Source organism: Mycobacterium sp. AZCC_0083 (assembly GCF_014202335.1).
Taxonomy (GTDB): Bacteria; Actinomycetota; Actinomycetes; order Mycobacteriales; family Mycobacteriaceae; genus Mycobacterium.
This window is the reverse complement of sequence record NZ_JACHGP010000025.1, coordinates 50,811-68,138: the sequence shown is the minus strand read 5'-3', so window position 1 is coordinate 68,138 and position 17,328 is coordinate 50,811. Positions and strand designations below refer to the sequence as shown.

The 17,328-nt window shown below is 65.6% G+C and carries 17 protein-coding genes; 10 read left to right on the top strand and 7 right to left on the bottom strand.

Features of this window, described 5'->3' with window-relative positions:
• The first annotated feature begins 65 nt into the window (after positions 1-65).
• Both HNP02_RS38790 and HNP02_RS38785 read left to right on the top strand, forming a co-directional pair.
• Positions 66-746 (top strand): acetoacetate decarboxylase family protein, encoded by a 681-nt coding sequence (locus HNP02_RS38790; protein ID WP_184446020.1) that lies wholly within the window; start codon positions 66-68, stop codon positions 744-746.
• Positions 743-1,954, top strand: a complete 1,212-nt coding sequence (locus HNP02_RS38785) for a cytochrome P450 (RefSeq protein ID WP_184445972.1) — start codon at positions 743-745, stop codon at positions 1,952-1,954. The genes HNP02_RS38790 and HNP02_RS38785 overlap by 4 nt, the downstream gene beginning before the upstream one ends.
• Positions 1,955-1,960: 6 nt before the next feature.
• Here the strand turns inward: HNP02_RS38785 and HNP02_RS38780 are convergent, their stop codons facing one another.
• Together HNP02_RS38780 and HNP02_RS38775 are read right to left on the bottom strand one after the other, a co-directional pair.
• Entirely contained in the window at positions 1,961-3,325 is a 1,365-nt protein-coding gene (locus tag HNP02_RS38780) for an MFS transporter (RefSeq protein ID WP_309241858.1), read from the bottom strand.
• Positions 3,326-3,351: 26 nt separating this feature from the next.
• Positions 3,352-4,152, bottom strand: coding sequence for a crotonase/enoyl-CoA hydratase family protein (locus tag HNP02_RS38775; protein ID WP_184445971.1), 801 nt, complete (start codon positions 4,150-4,152; stop codon positions 3,352-3,354).
• Between the two features lie 68 nt (positions 4,153-4,220).
• On the opposite strand from HNP02_RS38775, the gene HNP02_RS38770 reads away from it, so the two are divergent.
• Positions 4,221-5,882, top strand: a complete 1,662-nt coding sequence (locus tag HNP02_RS38770) for an acyl-CoA synthetase (RefSeq protein ID WP_184445970.1) — start codon at positions 4,221-4,223, stop codon at positions 5,880-5,882.
• Complete coding sequence (locus HNP02_RS38765; RefSeq protein ID WP_184445969.1) at positions 5,882-7,003, top strand: nitronate monooxygenase family protein; 1,122 nt, start codon at positions 5,882-5,884, stop codon at positions 7,001-7,003. Before HNP02_RS38770 ends, HNP02_RS38765 begins: the two co-directional genes overlap by 1 nt.
• 55 nt (positions 7,004-7,058) lie before the next feature.
• Here the strand turns inward: HNP02_RS38765 and HNP02_RS38760 are convergent, their stop codons facing one another.
• A complete protein-coding gene (locus HNP02_RS38760) occupies positions 7,059-7,772 on the bottom strand; it encodes an LpqN/LpqT family lipoprotein (RefSeq protein ID WP_184445968.1) in 714 nt (237 codons plus the stop codon).
• 250 nt (positions 7,773-8,022) lie between these two features.
• Between HNP02_RS38760 and HNP02_RS38755 the strand changes: the two genes are divergently transcribed.
• Complete coding sequence (locus HNP02_RS38755; protein WP_184446018.1) at positions 8,023-8,424, top strand: VOC family protein; 402 nt, start codon at positions 8,023-8,025, stop codon at positions 8,422-8,424.
• Here the strand turns inward: HNP02_RS38755 and HNP02_RS43930 are convergent.
• From HNP02_RS43930 to HNP02_RS38735, 4 genes are read right to left on the bottom strand one after another with little or no spacing between them, the layout of a single operon-like run.
• Positions 8,361-9,089, bottom strand: coding sequence for a helix-turn-helix domain-containing protein (locus HNP02_RS43930; protein ID WP_184445967.1), 729 nt, complete (start codon positions 9,087-9,089; stop codon positions 8,361-8,363). The two genes, HNP02_RS38755 and HNP02_RS43930, sit on opposite strands and share 64 nt — an antisense overlap.
• Before the next feature lie 10 nt (positions 9,090-9,099).
• A complete protein-coding gene (fadD17, locus tag HNP02_RS38745; protein ID WP_184445966.1) occupies positions 9,100-10,608 on the bottom strand; it encodes a long-chain-fatty-acid--CoA ligase FadD17 in 1,509 nt (502 codons plus the stop codon).
• A 16-nt stretch (positions 10,609-10,624) separates the two neighbouring features.
• On the bottom strand, positions 10,625-11,722 hold the full coding sequence (locus HNP02_RS38740; protein WP_184445965.1) for an acyl-CoA dehydrogenase family protein: 1,098 nt from the start codon (positions 11,720-11,722) through the stop codon (positions 10,625-10,627).
• 9 nt (positions 11,723-11,731) lie between these two features.
• A complete protein-coding gene (locus HNP02_RS38735) occupies positions 11,732-12,913 on the bottom strand; it encodes an acyl-CoA dehydrogenase family protein (protein WP_184445964.1) in 1,182 nt (393 codons plus the stop codon).
• 199 nt (positions 12,914-13,112) lie between these two features.
• Here HNP02_RS38735 and HNP02_RS38730 point away from each other — a divergent pair, with 199 nt between their 5' ends.
• The 5 genes from HNP02_RS38730 to HNP02_RS38710 all read left to right on the top strand — a co-directional run bounded on the left by HNP02_RS38730 (position 13,113) and on the right by HNP02_RS38710 (position 17,314).
• Positions 13,113-13,304, top strand: coding sequence for a ferredoxin (locus tag HNP02_RS38730; protein ID WP_184445963.1), 192 nt, complete (start codon positions 13,113-13,115; stop codon positions 13,302-13,304).
• Positions 13,305-13,317: 13 nt separating this feature from the next.
• The gene (locus HNP02_RS38725) at positions 13,318-14,238 is read left to right on the top strand and encodes a 3-oxoacyl-ACP reductase (protein ID WP_184445962.1); all 921 of its coding nucleotides are present in this window, start codon (positions 13,318-13,320) and stop codon (positions 14,236-14,238) included.
• Positions 14,239-14,495: 257 nt separating this feature from the next.
• Positions 14,496-15,260 carry an ABC transporter permease gene (locus HNP02_RS38720; RefSeq protein WP_184445961.1) on the top strand — a complete coding sequence of 255 codons (765 nt, stop codon included), beginning with the start codon at positions 14,496-14,498 and terminating at the stop codon, positions 15,258-15,260.
• On the top strand, positions 15,257-16,099 hold the full coding sequence (locus tag HNP02_RS38715; RefSeq protein ID WP_184445960.1) for an ABC transporter permease: 843 nt from the start codon (positions 15,257-15,259) through the stop codon (positions 16,097-16,099). Before HNP02_RS38720 ends, HNP02_RS38715 begins: the two co-directional genes overlap by 4 nt.
• Positions 16,100-16,111: 12 nt before the next feature.
• A complete protein-coding gene (locus HNP02_RS38710; protein WP_184445959.1) occupies positions 16,112-17,314 on the top strand; it encodes an MCE family protein in 1,203 nt (400 codons plus the stop codon).
• Positions 17,315-17,328 lie beyond the last annotated feature (14 nt).

Here is a 17,328-nt window from a genome sequence, read left to right as displayed (position 1 = left end):
ACACGTTCTAGATTTGGCGTGTGACCCCCGTCTCGCAGCACACCATCGCAGGCACCGTCGTGACGATGCCCGTGAAGATCCGCGCCGCGACCCAGCACATGGCGATGTTCTCGGTGAACGCCGACGCCGCGCAGCGCATGATCGACTACAGCGGTCTGCAGGTCTGCCGCCACCGGCCGAACAAGGCCGTCGTCGTGCTGATGCTCATGCACTACGTCGACGGCGATCTTGGCCAGTACTACGAATACGGCACCAACGTGATGGTCAACCCGCCAGGATCGAACGCCGCCGGGCTGCGAGCGCTCCAGTCCGCAGGCGCGTTCATCCACCACCTCCCGGTCGATCAGGCGTTCACGCTCGAGGCGGGCCGATCGATCTGGGGTTATCCGAAGGTGATGGCGGACTTCATGATTCGTGACGGTCACCAATTCGGATTCGACGTGACCATCGACGGCAAGTTCGCGGTGGGCATGGAGTTCCTGCCAGGACTGCGCGTGCCGTCGTCCTTCACGTCCAAGCCACAGGTGCACCCCACGTACTCACATCTGGACGGCGTCACCCGCGAAACCGCAGGGGAGATGCGGCTTTCCGGTGTCCGGTACCGACCGGGCGGTGTCCGTGTCCGTCTTGGCGAACACGCGTACGGCAAGGAACTCGCGTCACTGGGCTTCCCCAAGCGCGCAATGCTCTCGAGTTCGGCCGACAACGTCGAGATGACCTTCGGTGACGCCAAGGAGATCGCATGACCCAGACGCTTGCCGGAACCAAGCCCGACGTGGACTTCACCGACGGCACCTTCTACGCCGACGGCGGGGCCCGCGAGGCGTTCAGCTGGATGCGAGCCAATCAGCCCGTCTTCCGCGACCGCAACGGGCTGGCCGCCGCGACGACGTATCAGGCCGTACTCGACGCCGAGCGCAACCCGGAGATGTTCTCCAACACCGGTGGAATCCGGCCCGACACTCCCGGCATGCCGTACATGATCGACATGGACGATCCCTCACATCTGTTGCGGCGCAAGCTGGTCAACGCAGGCTTCACCCGCAAGCGCGTGATGGACAAGCTGCCATCGATCGGCACCTTGTGCGACACGCTCATCGATTCGGTGTGCGAGCGAGGGGAGTGCGACTTCGTCCGCGACATCGCCGCCCCACTGCCGATGGCGGTGATCGGCGACATGCTGGGAGTGCTGCCCGAGGACCGCGAGTTGCTGCTGAAGTGGTCCGACGACCTGGTGACCGGGCTGAGTTCGCACATCGACGAACTGACGGCTCAGGGGATGGTGGACGCGTTCGCCGGCTATACGGCGTTCACGATGGAGATCATCGCCAAGCGCCGCGCCGAACCCACCGACGATCTGTTCTCCATCCTGGTCAACTCGGAGGTCGAAGGCCAGCGGATGTCCGACGACGAGATCGTCATGGAGACCCTGCTGATCCTGATCGGCGGCGACGAGACCACCCGTCACACCCTGTCCGGTGGCACCGAGCAGCTGTTGCGCCACCGCGACCAGTGGGATGCGCTGGTGGCAGATCCTCAGGGCCTGCCAAGCGCCATCGAGGAGATGCTGCGCTGGACGTCGCCGGTGAAGAACATGTGCCGCACGCTCATGGCCGACACCACCTTCCACGGCACGGACATGCGTGAGGGCGAGAAGGTCATGCTGATGTTCGAATCGGCGAACTTCGACGAATCGGTGTTCGAGAATGCCGACGAATTCCACATCGACCGGAATCCCAACAGCCACATGGCCTTCGGGTTCGGCTCGCACTTCTGCCTTGGCAATCAGCTGGCCCGTCTGGAGTTGTCGATGATGACCACCCGGGTGCTCGAGCGGCTGCCCGACCTTCGGCTCGCCGACGGTGCCGACGTGCCGTTGCGGCCCGCCAACTTCGTCAGCGGGCCGGAGGCCATGCCCGTGGTGTTCACGCCGACGGCACGGGTGCTCGATTGACGGCCGTCAGACGGGATTGATCTCCTCGAGGTTTCGGCGCGAGGTCTTTGGCCCGATCCACGCCACCGCCGCGACGGCGATCGAGAGTGCCACTAGCACGACCGTGAACATCGCGGAGGCGCCGTAGTGGTCGAGGACTGGGATGAGGACGAATGGCAGAACTGCGCTCGACAGCCGTGACAACGAATACGTCCATCCGATCGCTGTAGCCCGCACGTCCGTCGGGAAGATCTCCGCCTGGTAGACGTGGTACACGTTTGAGAAGACGTTGCTCGTCGCAGTGGTCAGAAAGCCGAACGCGACGATCAACACGGTGTTTTCGACGGTCGCGAACAACAGGCCGAATGCCGCCAGAGCGGCGATCGTCCCCATGACGAGATACTTGCGCTCGAACCACCCCATCAGGGGTATCGCGAGCACCGATCCGACCGGGTAGCCGAGGTAGGACAGTGCGGTGTACAGCAGTGACGAAGTGACGTCGTAGCCACGGCTGACCAATACCAGCGCAGCCAGGGTGCCGAATCCGTAGTACCCGAACGACTGGAAGGCGTGGAACACCGCCAGCATGCCGAGTCGCCCCCGGTACGGCGAGACTGAAAGGCGCGCAAGCGGATTGGTGACCTCGGCGGTTGGTGCCGGGGTAGCCGGTTCGTCTTTTGCGGCAGGCCCGCTCGGGCTTGTCTCGAATTTGCGAAGGGCGGCCCTTGCCTCGTCGGCCCGTCCGACGCTTGCCAGCCACCGCGGTGACTCCGGCAGGCTACGGCGCATCAGCATCACCAGTAGCGCGCCGATGGAGCCGATCACCAACAGGATTCGCCATCCGGGGATTCCCAAGGGGCTGTGCTTGGTCAACCCGAGCGACATGAACCCGAGTACTGGTACGGCGACGAATGAGCAGGTGTACGCCCACGCCGCCAGTCGGCCGCGGTGGTCCTTCGGCAGCACGTCGGACAGATACGCATCGGCGACGGGGTACTCGGCACCGACGCCGACGCCGGCCATGAACCGCGTCACGACCAGGAACCACGGGGTGGGCGAGAACGCCCCGATCAGCGTCCAGACCGAGAACCAGATCAGGTTGAACAGGAACGCGCGGCGACGACCGATCCGATCGGCGAGGCGCCCCAGCACGGCGGAACCGATGAACATGCCGAGGAACGTGGACGCCAGGAGCAGTTTGAGCGCAGTGCCATCGAGGTTGTACTGCGTCTTCAGCGTGGTGCTGATGGTGCTCGACAGGAAGATCTCATAGATCTCGAAGAACAGTCCGAGGCCGATGGCCACCACCACTTTGCGATGCATCGGACCGACTGCCAGGTGGTCGAGGCGCTGCCCGATTTCGGTCAGCAGTGCGCTGTTGGTCTGTGTCACCCCTAAATCTTGCGCCCCTGGCTGGGCTACTTCATCTGGAAGTTGGGCGCCCGCTTCTCCTTGAACGCCATCGGGCCCTCCTTGGCGTCGTCGCTGAGGAACACCTCGATGCCGATCTGCGTATCGATCTTGAACGCGTCGTTCTCGTGCATGCCCTCGGTCTCGTGAATCGCCCGCAGGATCGCCTGCACGGCCAGCGGCCCGTTGTTGTTGATCACCTCGGCGATCTCCAGCGCCTTGGTCAGCGCCTCGCCGTCGGGCACGACGTAACCGATCAGGCCGTACGACAGCGCTTCGGCGGCCTTGATGTGCCGTCCGGTCAGCAGCAGGTCGCACGCGATCGTGTACGGGATCTGGCGGACGAGTCGCACAGCTGAGCCGCCCATCGGGTAGAGGCTCCACTTGGCCTCGGAGATGCCGAACTTGGCGCTCTCGCCGGCCACCCTGATGTCGGTGCCCTGCAGGATCTCGGTGCCGCCCGCGATCGCCGGGCCCTCTACCGCCGCGATGAGCGGCTTCGTGAGCCTCCGGCCCTTCAGTAGGCCGTCGATGCGCGATGGGTCGTAGCTGCCGTCCTTGAATGAGTCGCCAGGCGGCTTGGCCGTCGCAGCCTTGAGGTCCATGCCTGCGCAGAAGTAGCCGCCGGCACCCGTCAGGATGCACGTCCGGATCTCCGGATCCTCGTCGACCCGGTCCCAGGCGTCGACCATTATCGAGAGCATCTCGGTGGAAAGCGCGTTGCGCGCCTCCGGCCGGTTCAGCGTCACGATCAACGTGTGTCCGCGCTGCTCAACCAGGGCGTCGGGGGCTTTTTGGGAGTCGCTCACGGATGTCCGCCTTCCAGCATCGTCGCCACAGACTTGTCTCGAAATGTAACACGTTCTAGTTTAGGGGCGTGGCCCTGAACATCGCCGACCTTGCCGAGCACGCGATCGACGCCGTGCCTGACCGTGTCGCCCTCATTTCCGATGACGAACAGCTCACCTACGCCCAGTTGGAGGAGAAGGCGAACCGCCTTGCGCACTACCTCATCGACCAGGGCGTGAAGAAGGACGACAAGGTCGGCCTGTACTGCCGCAACCGCATCGAAATCGTCATCGCGATGCTGGGCATCGTCAAGGCGGGCGCCATCCTGGTGAACGTCAACTTCCGCTACGTCGAGGGCGAGCTGAAGTATCTGTTCGAGAACTCCGACATGGTCGCGCTGGTGCACGAACGCCGCTACGCAGACCGGGTCGCGAACGTGCTGCCGGAGACGCCGAACGTCAAGACCATCCTGGTGGTGGAGGACGGCTCAGACGATGACTTCCTCAGATACGGCGGCGTCGAGTTCTACGTGGCGCTGGAGAAGGGCGCACCAGAACGCGACTTCGGCGAGCGCAGCGCCGACGACATCTACCTGCTCTACACCGGCGGCACCACGGGCTTTCCCAAGGGCGTGATGTGGCGCCACGAGGACATCTACCGGGTCCTGTTCGGCGGCACCGACTTCGCGACGGGTGAGTTCATCAAGGACGAGTACGACCTCGCGAAGGCCGCTGCGGCGAACCCGCCGATGATCCGCTACCCGGTTCCTCCGATGATCCACGGTGCCACGCAGTCGGCGACGTGGATGTCGATCTTCTCCGGCCAAACGACCGTGCTGGCACCGGAATTCGACGCCGACCAGGTCTGGCGTGCGATTCATCACCACAAGGTCAACATGCTGTTCTTCACCGGGGATGCGATGGCCCGACCGCTGCTCGATGCCCTCGAGGCATCACACGAAGGCGCGGAAGGGAAAGAAGCATATGACCTGTCGTCGCTGTTCCTGCTCGCCAGCACCGCGGCGCTGTTCTCGGCAAGCATCAAGGAGAAGTTCCTCGAACTGCTGCCCAACCGCATCATCACCGACTCGATCGGCTCCTCGGAGACCGGGTTCGGCGGCACCAGCATCGTCGCCAAGGGGCAATCGCACGCCGGTGGACCGCGCGTCAGCATCGATGCCCGCACAGTCGTCCTCGACGACGATGGCAACGAGGTGAAGCCAGGCTCCGGCGTTCGCGGCGTCATCGCGAAGAAGGGCAACATCCCGGTCGGCTACTACAAGGACGATGAAAAAACCCGGCAGACCTTCCGAACGTACAACGGTGTGCGCTATGCGATCCCGGGTGACTACGCAGAGGTCGAGGCCGACGGCGCCGTCACCATGCTCGGCCGTGGGTCGGTGTCGATCAACAGCGGTGGCGAGAAGATCTATCCCGAAGAGGTCGAGGCCGCGCTCAAGGGCCATCCCGACGTTTTCGACGCACTGGTGGTCGGTGTCCCCGATCCGCGGTTCGGCCAGCACGTGGCCGCCGTCGTACATGCCCGGGAGGGCACGCGGCCTGCGCTAGCCGAACTGGACGCGTTCGTCCGCAAGGAGATCGCGGGATACAAAGTGCCGCGCAGTCTTTGGTTCGTTGACGAGGTGAAGCGCTCGCCTGCGGGCAAGCCCGATTACCGGTGGGCCAAGGACCAGACCGAGGAACGACCTGCGGACGACGTGCACGCGAACCACGTTGGGACACCTTCTTAATGCGCACTGAGCTATGTGACCGGTTCGGCATCGAGTACCCGATCTTCGTCTTCACCCCTTCGGAGAAGGTGGCCGCGGCGGTCAGCAAGGCCGGCGGGCTCGGCGTTCTGGGCTGTGTGCGGTTCAACGACGCCGACGACCTCGAAGACGTGCTGTGCTGGATGGACGAGAACACCGGCGGCAAGCCGTACGGCGTCGACATCGTCATGCCTGCCAAGGTGCCCACCGAGGGCACGTCGGTGGACATCAACAAGCTGATCCCGCAGACCCACCGGGACTTCGTCGCCAAGACGCTCGCCGATCTCGGCGTGCCCCCGCTGCCCGATGACGAAGAGAAGTCCGAAGGCGTACTGGGCTGGCTGCATTCGGTCGCCCGCTCACACGTCGAGGTGGCGCTCAAGCACCCGATCAAGCTGATCGCCAATGCGCTGGGCTCCCCGCCCAAGGACGTCATCGACCAGGCCCACGCGGCCGGTGTGCCGGTGGCCGCGCTGGCGGGTAGCGCCAAGCACGCTCAGCGGCACGTCGACAACGGGGTCGACATCGTCATCGCCCAGGGACACGAGGCGGGTGGTCACACCGGCGAGATCGCGTCGATGGTGTTGGTGCCCGAAGTCTGTGACGCCATTGGTGGTTCGGCCGCGGTGCTCGCGGCGGGAGGCATCGGTAGCGGCCGTCAGGTCGCCGCCGCGCTGGCGCTCGGCGCACAGGGCGTGTGGATGGGCTCGGCGTTCCTCACGTCGGCCGAGTACGACCTCGGCGTGCGCACCGAATCGGGTACCTCGGTGATTCAGCAGGCGCTACTGGCGGCGAACTCGAGCGACACCGTGCGCCGCCGCATCTACACCGGCAAGCCCGCCCGACTCCTCAAGAGCCGGTGGACCGAGGCCTGGGACGCCGACAGCGCGCCAGAACCATTGCCGATGCCACTGCAGAACATCCTCGTCAGCGAGGCCCATCAACGGATGAGCGAGTCATCGGATCCGACGACGGTCGCGATGCCCGTCGGCCAGATCGTCGGGCGGATGAACGAGATTCGGCCGGTCGCCGACATCATCGCCGAACTGGTGGCTGGTTTCGAGGCCGCCTCGAAGCGTCTCGACGGGATCCGGGAGAGCTGAAACGAAAACGCCGCCGAAGTGGCTAACACTTCGGCGGCGCTTCGGGTTGATCGGGTCAGGGCGTGATCGTGGTGTCCGAGTCGATGACGTCGGTGGCCGCGCCGATGACTTCCTTCTGGCTGTCGAGGCCGTCTGCGTTGAGCTGAAGGACGTAGAGGCCGTCGGCGCCGGGGATGACGACCGTCTTCTGTGCGACGACCTTGGTCTCGCCGTCCGACTGCCACGTGCCGCCGAGCTGGTAGGCCGGGTACTCGCCGAGCGTGCTGGTGGCACCCTCGTTCAGCGGCTTGTAGCCGGACAGGTTGTTCAGCTCGCCCGGTGCGAGATCGATGATCTTCTGCGGGTCGACGTCACCGGTCAGCTTCGACACGATGGCGACGATGCTGGGGGTGTACTCCGCGGCTTCGGGGCCGGTGTACAGGATGGCGCCGTAAGCCCACTCGGGAGTGTTCTCACCGGCCGGCTCCCAGCCCTCTGGCACGGGCAGGTTGATCGTCGGCGAACCGGGATCGCCCATGTGGACCGGGGTTTCGGTGATGTTGTTGTCCTTGATGTAGCTGGCGATGCTCGGGTTGGGGCCCGCCGCCTCCGCCGGTGAGGACTCGACCGTTGGCTTCTTCTTCGTCGTCGACGACTTGGTCGATGACTTCGAGGACTCGGTGCTCGAACTGCTGGACGTTGCTGTCTTGGTGTCCGAGCCGCAGCCGGACAGCACGACGGCCAGGGCGGTGAATGCCGCGGCCACACCGGTGATCGCCGATGCTCTCATTTGTTAACTCCTTTAGTTTCCTATGATTCGTTCGTGGGCGCCGAAGCAAACACCATCAATGTCCATTTCCGCAGCGAAGCGTAGCTCAAAATGCCCCCTACGCAGGGTGAGTAGATCTACTCGAATTCGGTGATGCGAATTCGCTGCAATCGGTGTCACGCGGTTTAGGATGCTTTGCTCCGGCGCGAATCGTGCGGATGTGTCCGATTCGTTCACGATTGCCGCGGGCGCCCCGCCCTACGGTGTCGTCATGGGTATTCGCTTGACGTCCGCCGTCTTCCAGATCTTCGCCAACGACCTGCAGCGATCGTTGGACTTCTATCGGCTACTGGGCCTTTCAGTGCCGGACCCGGACGGGCCGCCGCATGTGGCGGTTGAACTCCCCGGCGGGAACACCTTGTCGTTCGACACCGAGGAAACGATCGCAGGCATGCACCCCGGTTGGGCGCCACCGGCCTCGTCATCCAGCCGCATCGCCCTGGCATTCGGCGTGGATGCCCCAGCGAAGGTCGACGCGTTGTTCGAGAAGGTCACTGCGGCCGGACATGCCGGAACATTGCAGCCGTACGACGCTCCGTGGGGACAGCGCTACGCGACGGTGGCCGACCCGGACGGGAACTGGGTGGATCTGTTCGCGCCGCTGGAGACGTGACGCAACGACGACAGCCCAGCCCCTGTGAGATCGCGCACCTCGCGATGCAGGTGCGGCTGGTCCGAATAACCGGCTCCCGCAGCGGCTTCCGTGTATGACGCGCCGAGGTCCATCAGCTGCAGTGCTCGCCGAAACCGCAGGATCCGACGTAGCGTCGCCGGGCCATAGCCGTAGACGGCCGTGCACTGGCGCTGCAGGGTACGGCTGGACCATCCGATCTGGTCGGCCACCCTGGCGACGGCGGCACCGCCTGCGAAACTGCGGGTGACGTGACCGAGCAAGGCCATCGACCACGGCGCCGTCTCGCCGTTGGGCGCCCCTGAGGCGAGCGCGGTGGCCAGCTCGATCAGCGAACCACCTTGGGCAGTGGGCACTCCCAGGTCGGCAAGCGGCACCCGGCTGTCGCGGAGTTCGGCCGCGGGGACACCGAGAAGCCGGGGCAGCATCCCCGGCCGAAAGCGTAGGCCGACGAACGGCTCCGCACCGTGCTGGCTGATGGATGCTCCTGTGTCGGGGCCTGCCACGACGACGCGCCCGTCCATCCGGATCAGGTCCATGCACCCGTCCGGCAGCACTCGCACCGGACCGCAGGGACCGTCCACCACCCACGCGCACTCGACGAGTTCGCGTAGCCGGGTGGGCGGCGGCCGTTCTCGGTATCCCACCGTTGCCACGCTACCGCTGGACGGGAAAGACCGGGTCGTCGCACTCGGTGCCCTCGGCGGACAGGATCCGCTTGAGCACCTTGAACGTCTCGGTCCGCGGGAGCGCGGCGCCGACTCGGATGAACGACGGCCACTGCTTGGGTCCGAGGTCGGGCTGGTCGTCGAGGAACGCCTCGAACTTCTCGACCTCGAATGCGGCACCCTCGCGGAGCACCATGGCCGCCATCACCCGGTCGCCGACCGCGGGATCCGGAATGGCGTAGACGGCGACCTCGACGACATCGGGGTAGCGCAACAGGATCCGCTCGATCGGTGCGGTGCCGAGGTTCTCACCGTCGACGCGCATCCAGTCGCCGAGCCTGCCCGCGAAGTAGGCGTAGCCGTTCTCGTCCCGGTAGGCCAGGTCACCGGTGTGGTAGACGCCGCCGGTCATCCGCTGAGCTTCGGCCGCCTCGTCGCGGTAGTAGCCGCGGAACCAGCCGCGGCCGGTGGGGTTGACCAACTCGCCGATCTTGCCTGCCGGGCAGGGCTCCCCGGTGTCGACGTCGACGATCGCGACCTCGTCGGTGAGCGGGCCAAGTGATCCGTCCGGGGTGTCAGGGGTGCGGGCGATCGCCACGCCACCCTCGGTCGAGCCGAAGCCGTCGACCACGATCACGCCGAACCTGTCGGCGAATCGCGGCACGTCCCGCGGCGCACCCTCGTTGCCGTACATGAACTTCAGCGGGTTGTCGGTGTCGTCGTCGCGTGGCGGCGTGGCCAGGATGTAGGACAGCGGCTTGCCGACGTAGTTGGCGTAGGTGGCACCGTAGCGGCGCACGTCGGGCATGAACCCGGATGCGGAGAACTTGCGCCGCAACGCAATCGAGGCACCGGCCGCCACCCCGACCGCCCAGCCCGCCATCACGGCGTTGGAATGGAACAGTGGCATCGACAGATAGGCGGTGTCGGCTGGCCCGAGACCGAACCGATCCGCGAGCATGCGACCAGGGAACGCCACCTTGTCGTGGGTGATGCGCACCGCCTTGGGCTCCCCGCTGGTGCCCGAGGTGAAGATCAGCATGAAGAGATCGTCGGGGCTCGGGTCGGCGAACGTGACCGGTGCGCCACGGTGCGCCTCGAGTTCGGCTGCCCACTCAGGGGATTCGACGTCGACGAATCCGACCCCGACGGGGATGCCCGATGAATTGTCCGTGAGCACCAGCTGACAGTCGGCGCGCGCGACGTCACGGGCAAGGGCCTCGCCGCGGCGGATCGGGTTCAGACCGACCGGGACCACCCCTGCCAGCCCTGCCGCCACCAGGACCGTCGAGAAGAACGGCGTATTGCCCAGCAGCACACCGACGTGCGGGGGCCGGTCCGGGTCCAGGCGCGCGGTCAACGCGGCAGCCAGTTCGGCCGCCGCCTGGATGTGGTCGCGCCAGCTGACGAAGGTGGCCTCGTCATGCACGCCGCGGTCGGTGACGTCGACGAGGGGTGCCAGCAGATCGGCGACGGTCGGGTTCGGCTGAGTGGTCACCTGGAACGGGTCGGGGTCAGACGGGTGTGTCGGCGAGTTCGCGGCCGATGCGCAGCAACTGGCGCGTCGCACCACCCACCGCGAACTCGGTTTGCTTGGCGGCCAGGAAGTAGCGGTGCACGGGGTGGTCGGTGTCGATTCCGACGCCGCCGTGCACGTGCACCGTGGTGTGCGCGACCCGGTGGCCGGCCTCGGCCGCCCAGAACGCCGCGGTGTTGACGTCGACGTCGGCAGGAAGATCCTCCGACAACCGCCATGCCGCCTGGGTCAGCGTCAGCCGCAGGCCCTTGATGTCGATGTACCCGTCGGCCAGGCGCGCCGAGACCGCCTGGAAGCTGCCGATCGGCCTGTCGAATTGTTCGCGCTCACGCGCGTAGACCGACGTGAGCTCCAATGCGCGCTCGAGCACGCCGAGCTGAAATGCGCTGCGGCCGAGCGTGCCGTGCGTGGTCAGCCAGTCGACGACGTCGCTGCCACCGACGACGCGGTCGGCGCCGAGTTCGACGCCCTGCAGGTCGAGGTGCGCGATGCTGCCGAGCCCGGTCGTCTTCAGCGATTCGACCGTCACCCCGTCGGCACCGGCATCCACGACGAAGACCTTCGCGCCTGAATCGGTTTCGGCGGGTACGAGGAATGCGTCGGCGATCGGGCCGTAGCCGACCTGCGCGCGGGTACCGGTCAGCCGGTAACCGGAGCCGTGAGCCTGAGCCTGCACTGGGCCTTCACCCATGTCGCCGTCGAGCGCGACGGCCAGTGTCTTCTGGCCGTTGATGGCGGGCACCGCCCATTCCTGCTGCAGGCCTTCTGGAGCAAACTTGGCGAGGGCGCCCGCCGCCAGCATCACGGATTCGAGGTACGGGACCGCGGCCATCTGCCTACCGAGCGCGACGAGCACCGCCGTCTGCTCGAGTACGCCGAACCCACCGCCGCCCAACGATTCCGGGGCGGCGGTCGACAGGATGTCGGCGTCGATCAGCTTGCTCCACAGGTCGCTGTCGAACCGTTCGTCGAACCCGTCGAGCTCGCGCTGATGCTCGGGAGTGCACACCGACTCGGTGATGGTGCGGACCAGTCCACCGAGGTCGTCGGAGGCTTCGGTTGTCTTGAAGTCCATTCTCAGTCCTTAACGATTCACTCGGGGCAGGCCGAGCGCGACCATGCCGATGATGTCGCGCTGAATCTCGTTGGTGCCGCCACCGAAGGTCAGGATCAGGCACGACCGGTGCATGCGCTCGATCTTGCCCCGCAGCAGTGCGCCGGGGGAGTCGGTGCGCAGCGTCGCCGACGTGCCGAGCACCTCCATCAGCAGGCGGTAGGCCTCGGTGGCCAGTTCCGTGCCGTACACCTTGGCCGCCGACGCGTCGGCGGGGGACGGCGCCTCGTCCGTCGAGGAGGCCAGCTCCCAGTTGATCAGCTTGAGCACCTCGGCCTTGGCGTGCACCCGGGCCAGGTTGAGCTGCACCCACTCCGAGTCGATCAGCCGGTTGCCGTGCACGTCCTTGGTGTTCTGCGCCCACTCGCGAACGCCGTTGAGCGCCACGTAGATCGGCTGTGCCGAGACCAGTGCGACGCGCTCGTGGTTTAGCTGGTTGGTGACCAGCTTCCAGCCGCCGTTCTCCTCACCGACGACGCTGGACGTCGGAACGCGCACGTCCTGGTAATAGGTGGCGCTCGTATCGATGCCCGACATGGTGTGTACCGGCGTCCACGAGAAGCCCTCCGCGGTGGTCGGCATGATCACCATCGAGATGCCGCGGTGCTTCTTGGCCTCGGGGTTGGTCCTGACCGCGAGCCACACGTAGTCGGCATAGGCGATCAGGCTGGTCCACATCTTCTGACCGTTGATCACGTAGTCGTCACCGTCGCGCACCGCGGTGGTGCGCAGGGCGGCAAGGTCGGTGCCCGCGCCCGGCTCGGAGTAGCCGATCGCGAAGTGCAGCTCACCCGCGGCGATCTTGGGGAGGAAGAACTTCTTCTGCTCCTCGGAGCCGAAGTGCATGATCGTCGGCGCGACGCTGTTGATGGTCAGGAACGGCACGGGGACGTTGGCAATCGAGGCTTCGTCGTTGAAGATCAGCCCGTCCATGGGTGGGCGGGCCTGGCCGCCGAACTCCTTCGGCCAACTCAGCGTCAGCCAGCCGTCCTTGCCCATCTGGGCGACCGTCTCCCGGTAGACGTTGCCGCGACCCATTTCGCCGTCATTCGAGGCCAGAGCCTCGGCGCGGTCGGGGGTCATCAGCTTGGTGAAGTACGCGCGCAACTCGCGACGCAGCTCCTCCTGCTCGGGGCTATAGCCGATCCGCATCGCTCGTTCCTATCTGGTCCGTCGCCTCTGGTCCGTCGCCGTTGCCGCCGGTACCCGTCGACATCCCCGGTTGTAACACGTTCTAGTCTTGGAATCCAGCCGGTGCCGAGGTGGTATCGGTCCGAGGCGTCGTATTCTGACGACTTACCGAGGGCGGGCCATCCGCGCGAGGGGTCCGATGAGCCGGGAGGAGATCGTCATGCGAGTCGAAGTCGACCGTGATCGCTGTGAAGGTAACGCGGTGTGCGTGGGTATCGCCCCAGATCTGTTCGATCTCGACGACGAGGACTACGCCGTCGTCAAGGCCGATCCCATACCCGCCGACGAGGAGGAGCTGGCGGACCAGTCGATCGCCGAATGCCCAAGAGCCGCCCTGATCCGGAAAGACTAGAGGTATTCATAAAGTGACTGTTGATCCCCATTCGGCCGACCTGTCTGGCCTGGTCGCGGTAGTGACGGGCGCCGCCGCGGGTTTGGGCCGCGCCGAGGCCATCGGATTGGCCCGTGCGGGTGCGACGGTGGTAGTCAACGACATCGCCGCCGGCCTCGACCAATCCGACGTCCTCGACGAGATCGCCGCTGCGGGTTCCAAGGGCGTCGCCGTCGCCGGTGACATCAGCGCGCGCAGCACCGCCGACGAACTGGTCGCCACCGCAGACGGCCTCGGCGGACTGAGCATCGTCGTCAACAATGCGGGGATCACCCGCGACCGGATGTTGTTCAACATGACCGACGAGGACTGGGACGCCGTCATCGCGGTGCATCTGCGGGGCCACTTCCTTCTCACGCGCAATGCCGCCACCTACTGGCGGGACAAGGCCAAGGAGAACGGCGGCACGGTCTACGGCCGGCTCGTCAACACGTCGTCAGAAGCCGGCCTGGCAGGTCCGGCGGGCCAGGCCAACTACGGGGCCGCCAAGGCGGGTATCACCGCGCTGACGCTGACGGCTGCCCGCGGGCTCGGTCGCTACGGCGTGCGGGCCAACGCCATCGCGCCACGGGCCAGGACCGCGATGACCGCCGACGTCTTCGGCGACGCTCCCGAGCTCGACGAGGGTCAGGTCGACGCCCTGTCGCCCGAGCACGTCGTCAACCTGGTCCGATTCTTGTCGTCGCCTGCGGCTGAAGAGGTCAACGGCCAGCTGTTCATCGTCTATGGTCCGACAGTGACGCTGGTTGCGGCGCCGACGGCGGAGAAGCAATTCACCGCAGCCTCCGATGTGTGGTCCGCAGCCGACCTCGACGCAACGTTGCGTGAATACTTTGCTGGACGTGATCCGGAGCGTGGATTCTCGGCCGCGGAGCTGATGCAGTCGCGAGACTGACGGTCTCGGATGAACGCTCGTCATAGAGGTAGAACACGTTTCAGGATGAGGTACGTCACATGTGTCCTGACCAGTGTAAATAGACTTATATCGATGGATTTCGCGGTTCTTTGACACTGCGAACGTGTTCTAGTTAATATGAGCCGGCTCACTAAGAGCACCGCTTTACGGTCGAGTGGAATTGCCGTAAGGACCGCTAGTCCCGGGTTTCTTCGCCAATAACCACTCAACCCCCCGTGCCGAGAACGGAGCCAAGGTTGATCGAACAGCTTGCGGCTCCGGCCCGGGCCGTGGGCGGCTTCTTCGAGATGTCCCTGGACACCTTCGTCAAGACCTTTCGGCGGCCATTTCAGTTCCGTGAGTTCCTCGATCAGACGTGGATGATTGCGCGCGTCTCCCTGGTTCCGACGCTGCTGGTCGCCATCCCGTTCACCGTTCTGGTGGCGTTCACGCTCAACATCCTGCTTCGCGAGCTCGGCGCAGCCGACTTGTCGGGTGCGGGCACCGCATTCGGCACAGTGACCCAGCTGGGTCCGGTGGTGACGGTGTTGGTGGTCGCGGGGGCCGGTGCCACGGCGATCTGCGCCGACCTCGGCGCGCGCACCATCCGCGAAGAGATCGACGCCATGCGGGTGCTCGGCATCGACCCGATCCAGCGCCTGGTCGTGCCGCGCGTGCTGGCCTCGACGTTCGTGGCGCTCCTTCTCAACGGGCTGGTGTGCGCGATCGGCCTGTCTGGCGGCTACGTCTTCTCGGTGTTCTTGCAGGGCGTCAACCCCGGCGCGTTCATCAACGGCCTGACGATTCTGACCGGCCTTGGCGAGCTGATGCTCGCGTTCTTGAAGGCCATGTTGTTCGGGGTCGTCGCCGGCCTCGTCGGCTGCTACCGCGGTCTGACCGTGAAGGGTGGCCCCAAGGGTGTTGGTGTCGCGGTCAACGAGACGGTGGTCTACGCGTTCATCTGTCTGTTCGTGATCAACGTGATCGCGACGGCGATCGGCGTCAGAGTGTTGGCGCGATGAGCTACGACGCCACGCTGCGCTTCCGCCGCCTCTTCCGCGGTGTGCCGAGGGCGGTCGACAACATCGGCGAACAGGCCCTGTTCTACGGCGAGTCGATGCGCTACATCCCCAATGCGCTGACCCGCTACCGCAAGGAGACCATCCGCCTCATCGCCGAGATGACCATGGGCGCGGGCGCTCTCGTGATGATCGGCGGCACCGTCGGCGTCGCGGCATTCCTCACGCTGGCCTCCGGCGGTGTCATTGCGGTGCAGGGCTATTCGTCGCTTGGCAACATCGGCATCGAGGCGCTGACCGGCTTCCTCTCGGCGTTCCTCAACGTGCGCATCGTTGCCCCGGTGATCGCGGGCATCGCCCTTGCGGCCACCATCGGCGCGGGCACGACCGCGCAATTGGGTGCCATGCGGGTTGCCGAGGAGATCGACGCCGTCGAGGCGATGGCCGTGCACTCCGTGTCCTATCTGGTGTCCACGCGCATCATCGCGGGCCTCATCGCGATCGTCCCGCTGTACTCCCTTTCGGTGCTCGCGGCATTCTTCGCGGCACGGTTCACCACCGTCTTCATCAACGGGCAGTCGGCAGGCCTTTACGACCACTACTTCAATACGTTCCTGGTGCCGACGGATCTGCTGTGGTCGTTCCTGCAGGCCATCGTCATGTCGATAGCCGTGATGCTGGTGCACACCTATTACGGCTACAACGCGTCCGGCGGCCCTGTCGGCGTCGGCATCGCGGTCGGCCAGGCCGTGCGCACCTCACTCATCGTCGTCGTCACCATCACGTTGTTCATCTCGCTCGCCGTCTACGGAGCGTCCGGCAACTTCAACCTCTCCGGTTAGGGCAGGGAACGAATGGCCAACGGTGACGCCAAGCGCAGCCACGTAAGGATCGCTGCGGCGATCCTGGGTGCCCTCTTGGTCGCGGCCACCGTGTTCACCTACCTCTCCTACACCGCCAGGTTCACCTCGGTCGACACCGTGACGGTGACCGCGCCGCGGGCCGGCCTGGTGATGGAGTCCGACGCCAAGGTGAAGTACCGCGGCATCCAGATCGGCCGGGTGAAGGGCATCGAGTACGCAGGCAATGAAGCCAAGCTCACGTTGGCGATCGACAGCAACCAGCTGCCCTACGTGCCGTCCAACGCGAAGGTCCGCATCGGCGGCACCACGGTGTTCGGCGCCAAGGCGGTGGAGTTCCTGCCACCCGACTCGCCTGCTGGCAACTCATTGCGGCCCGGCGCGCACGTACAGGCCGGGGACGTGCAGCTCGAGGTCAACACCCTGTTCCAGACGCTGTCCGACGTGCTGCAGAAGATCGATCCGATCAACCTCAACGGCACGATCTCCGCACTGGGTGAGGGTCTGCGCGGAAACGGCGACGACGCGGGCGCCACCCTGGCCGGCCTGAATTACTATCTGCAGCAGCTCAATCCGAAGCTGCCGACACTGCAGCAGGACTTCCAGAAGACGGCACAGGTCGCCAACATCTACGCCGATGCTGCGCCCGACCTGGCCTCGCTGTTCGACAACGTGCCCGTGATCAGCAAGACGCTGATCGACGAGCAGGACAACCTGAATGCCGCGTTGCTCGCCGCGACCGGGCTGGCCAACAACGGCACCGCGACGCTGCAACCCGCCGCCGAGGACTACATCGCCGCCATCCAGCGTCTGCGGGCGCCGCTGAACGTGTTGGGTGAGTACTCACCGGAACTCGGCTGCATCTTCACCGGCACCGCGAAGGCAATCGACACCTTCGCGCCCGTCATCGGCGGCATCCGCCCAGGCCTGTTCGTGGCGTCGAACTTTCTGCCAGGCGCACCCGCCTACACGTTCCCGGAGAGCCTGCCGATGGTGAATGCCTCCGGCGGTCCGAACTGCCGCGGCCTGCCGAACGTGCCAAGCAAACAGTACGGCGGATCCTGGTACCACACACCATTCCTGGTCACCGACAACGCCTACGTTCCGTTCCAGCCGAACACCGAGTTGCAGTTCGACGCGCCCTCGACCCTGCAGTTCCTGTTCAACGGGGCATACGCCGAACGGGATGACTTCTGATGAGCGCTTGCGCG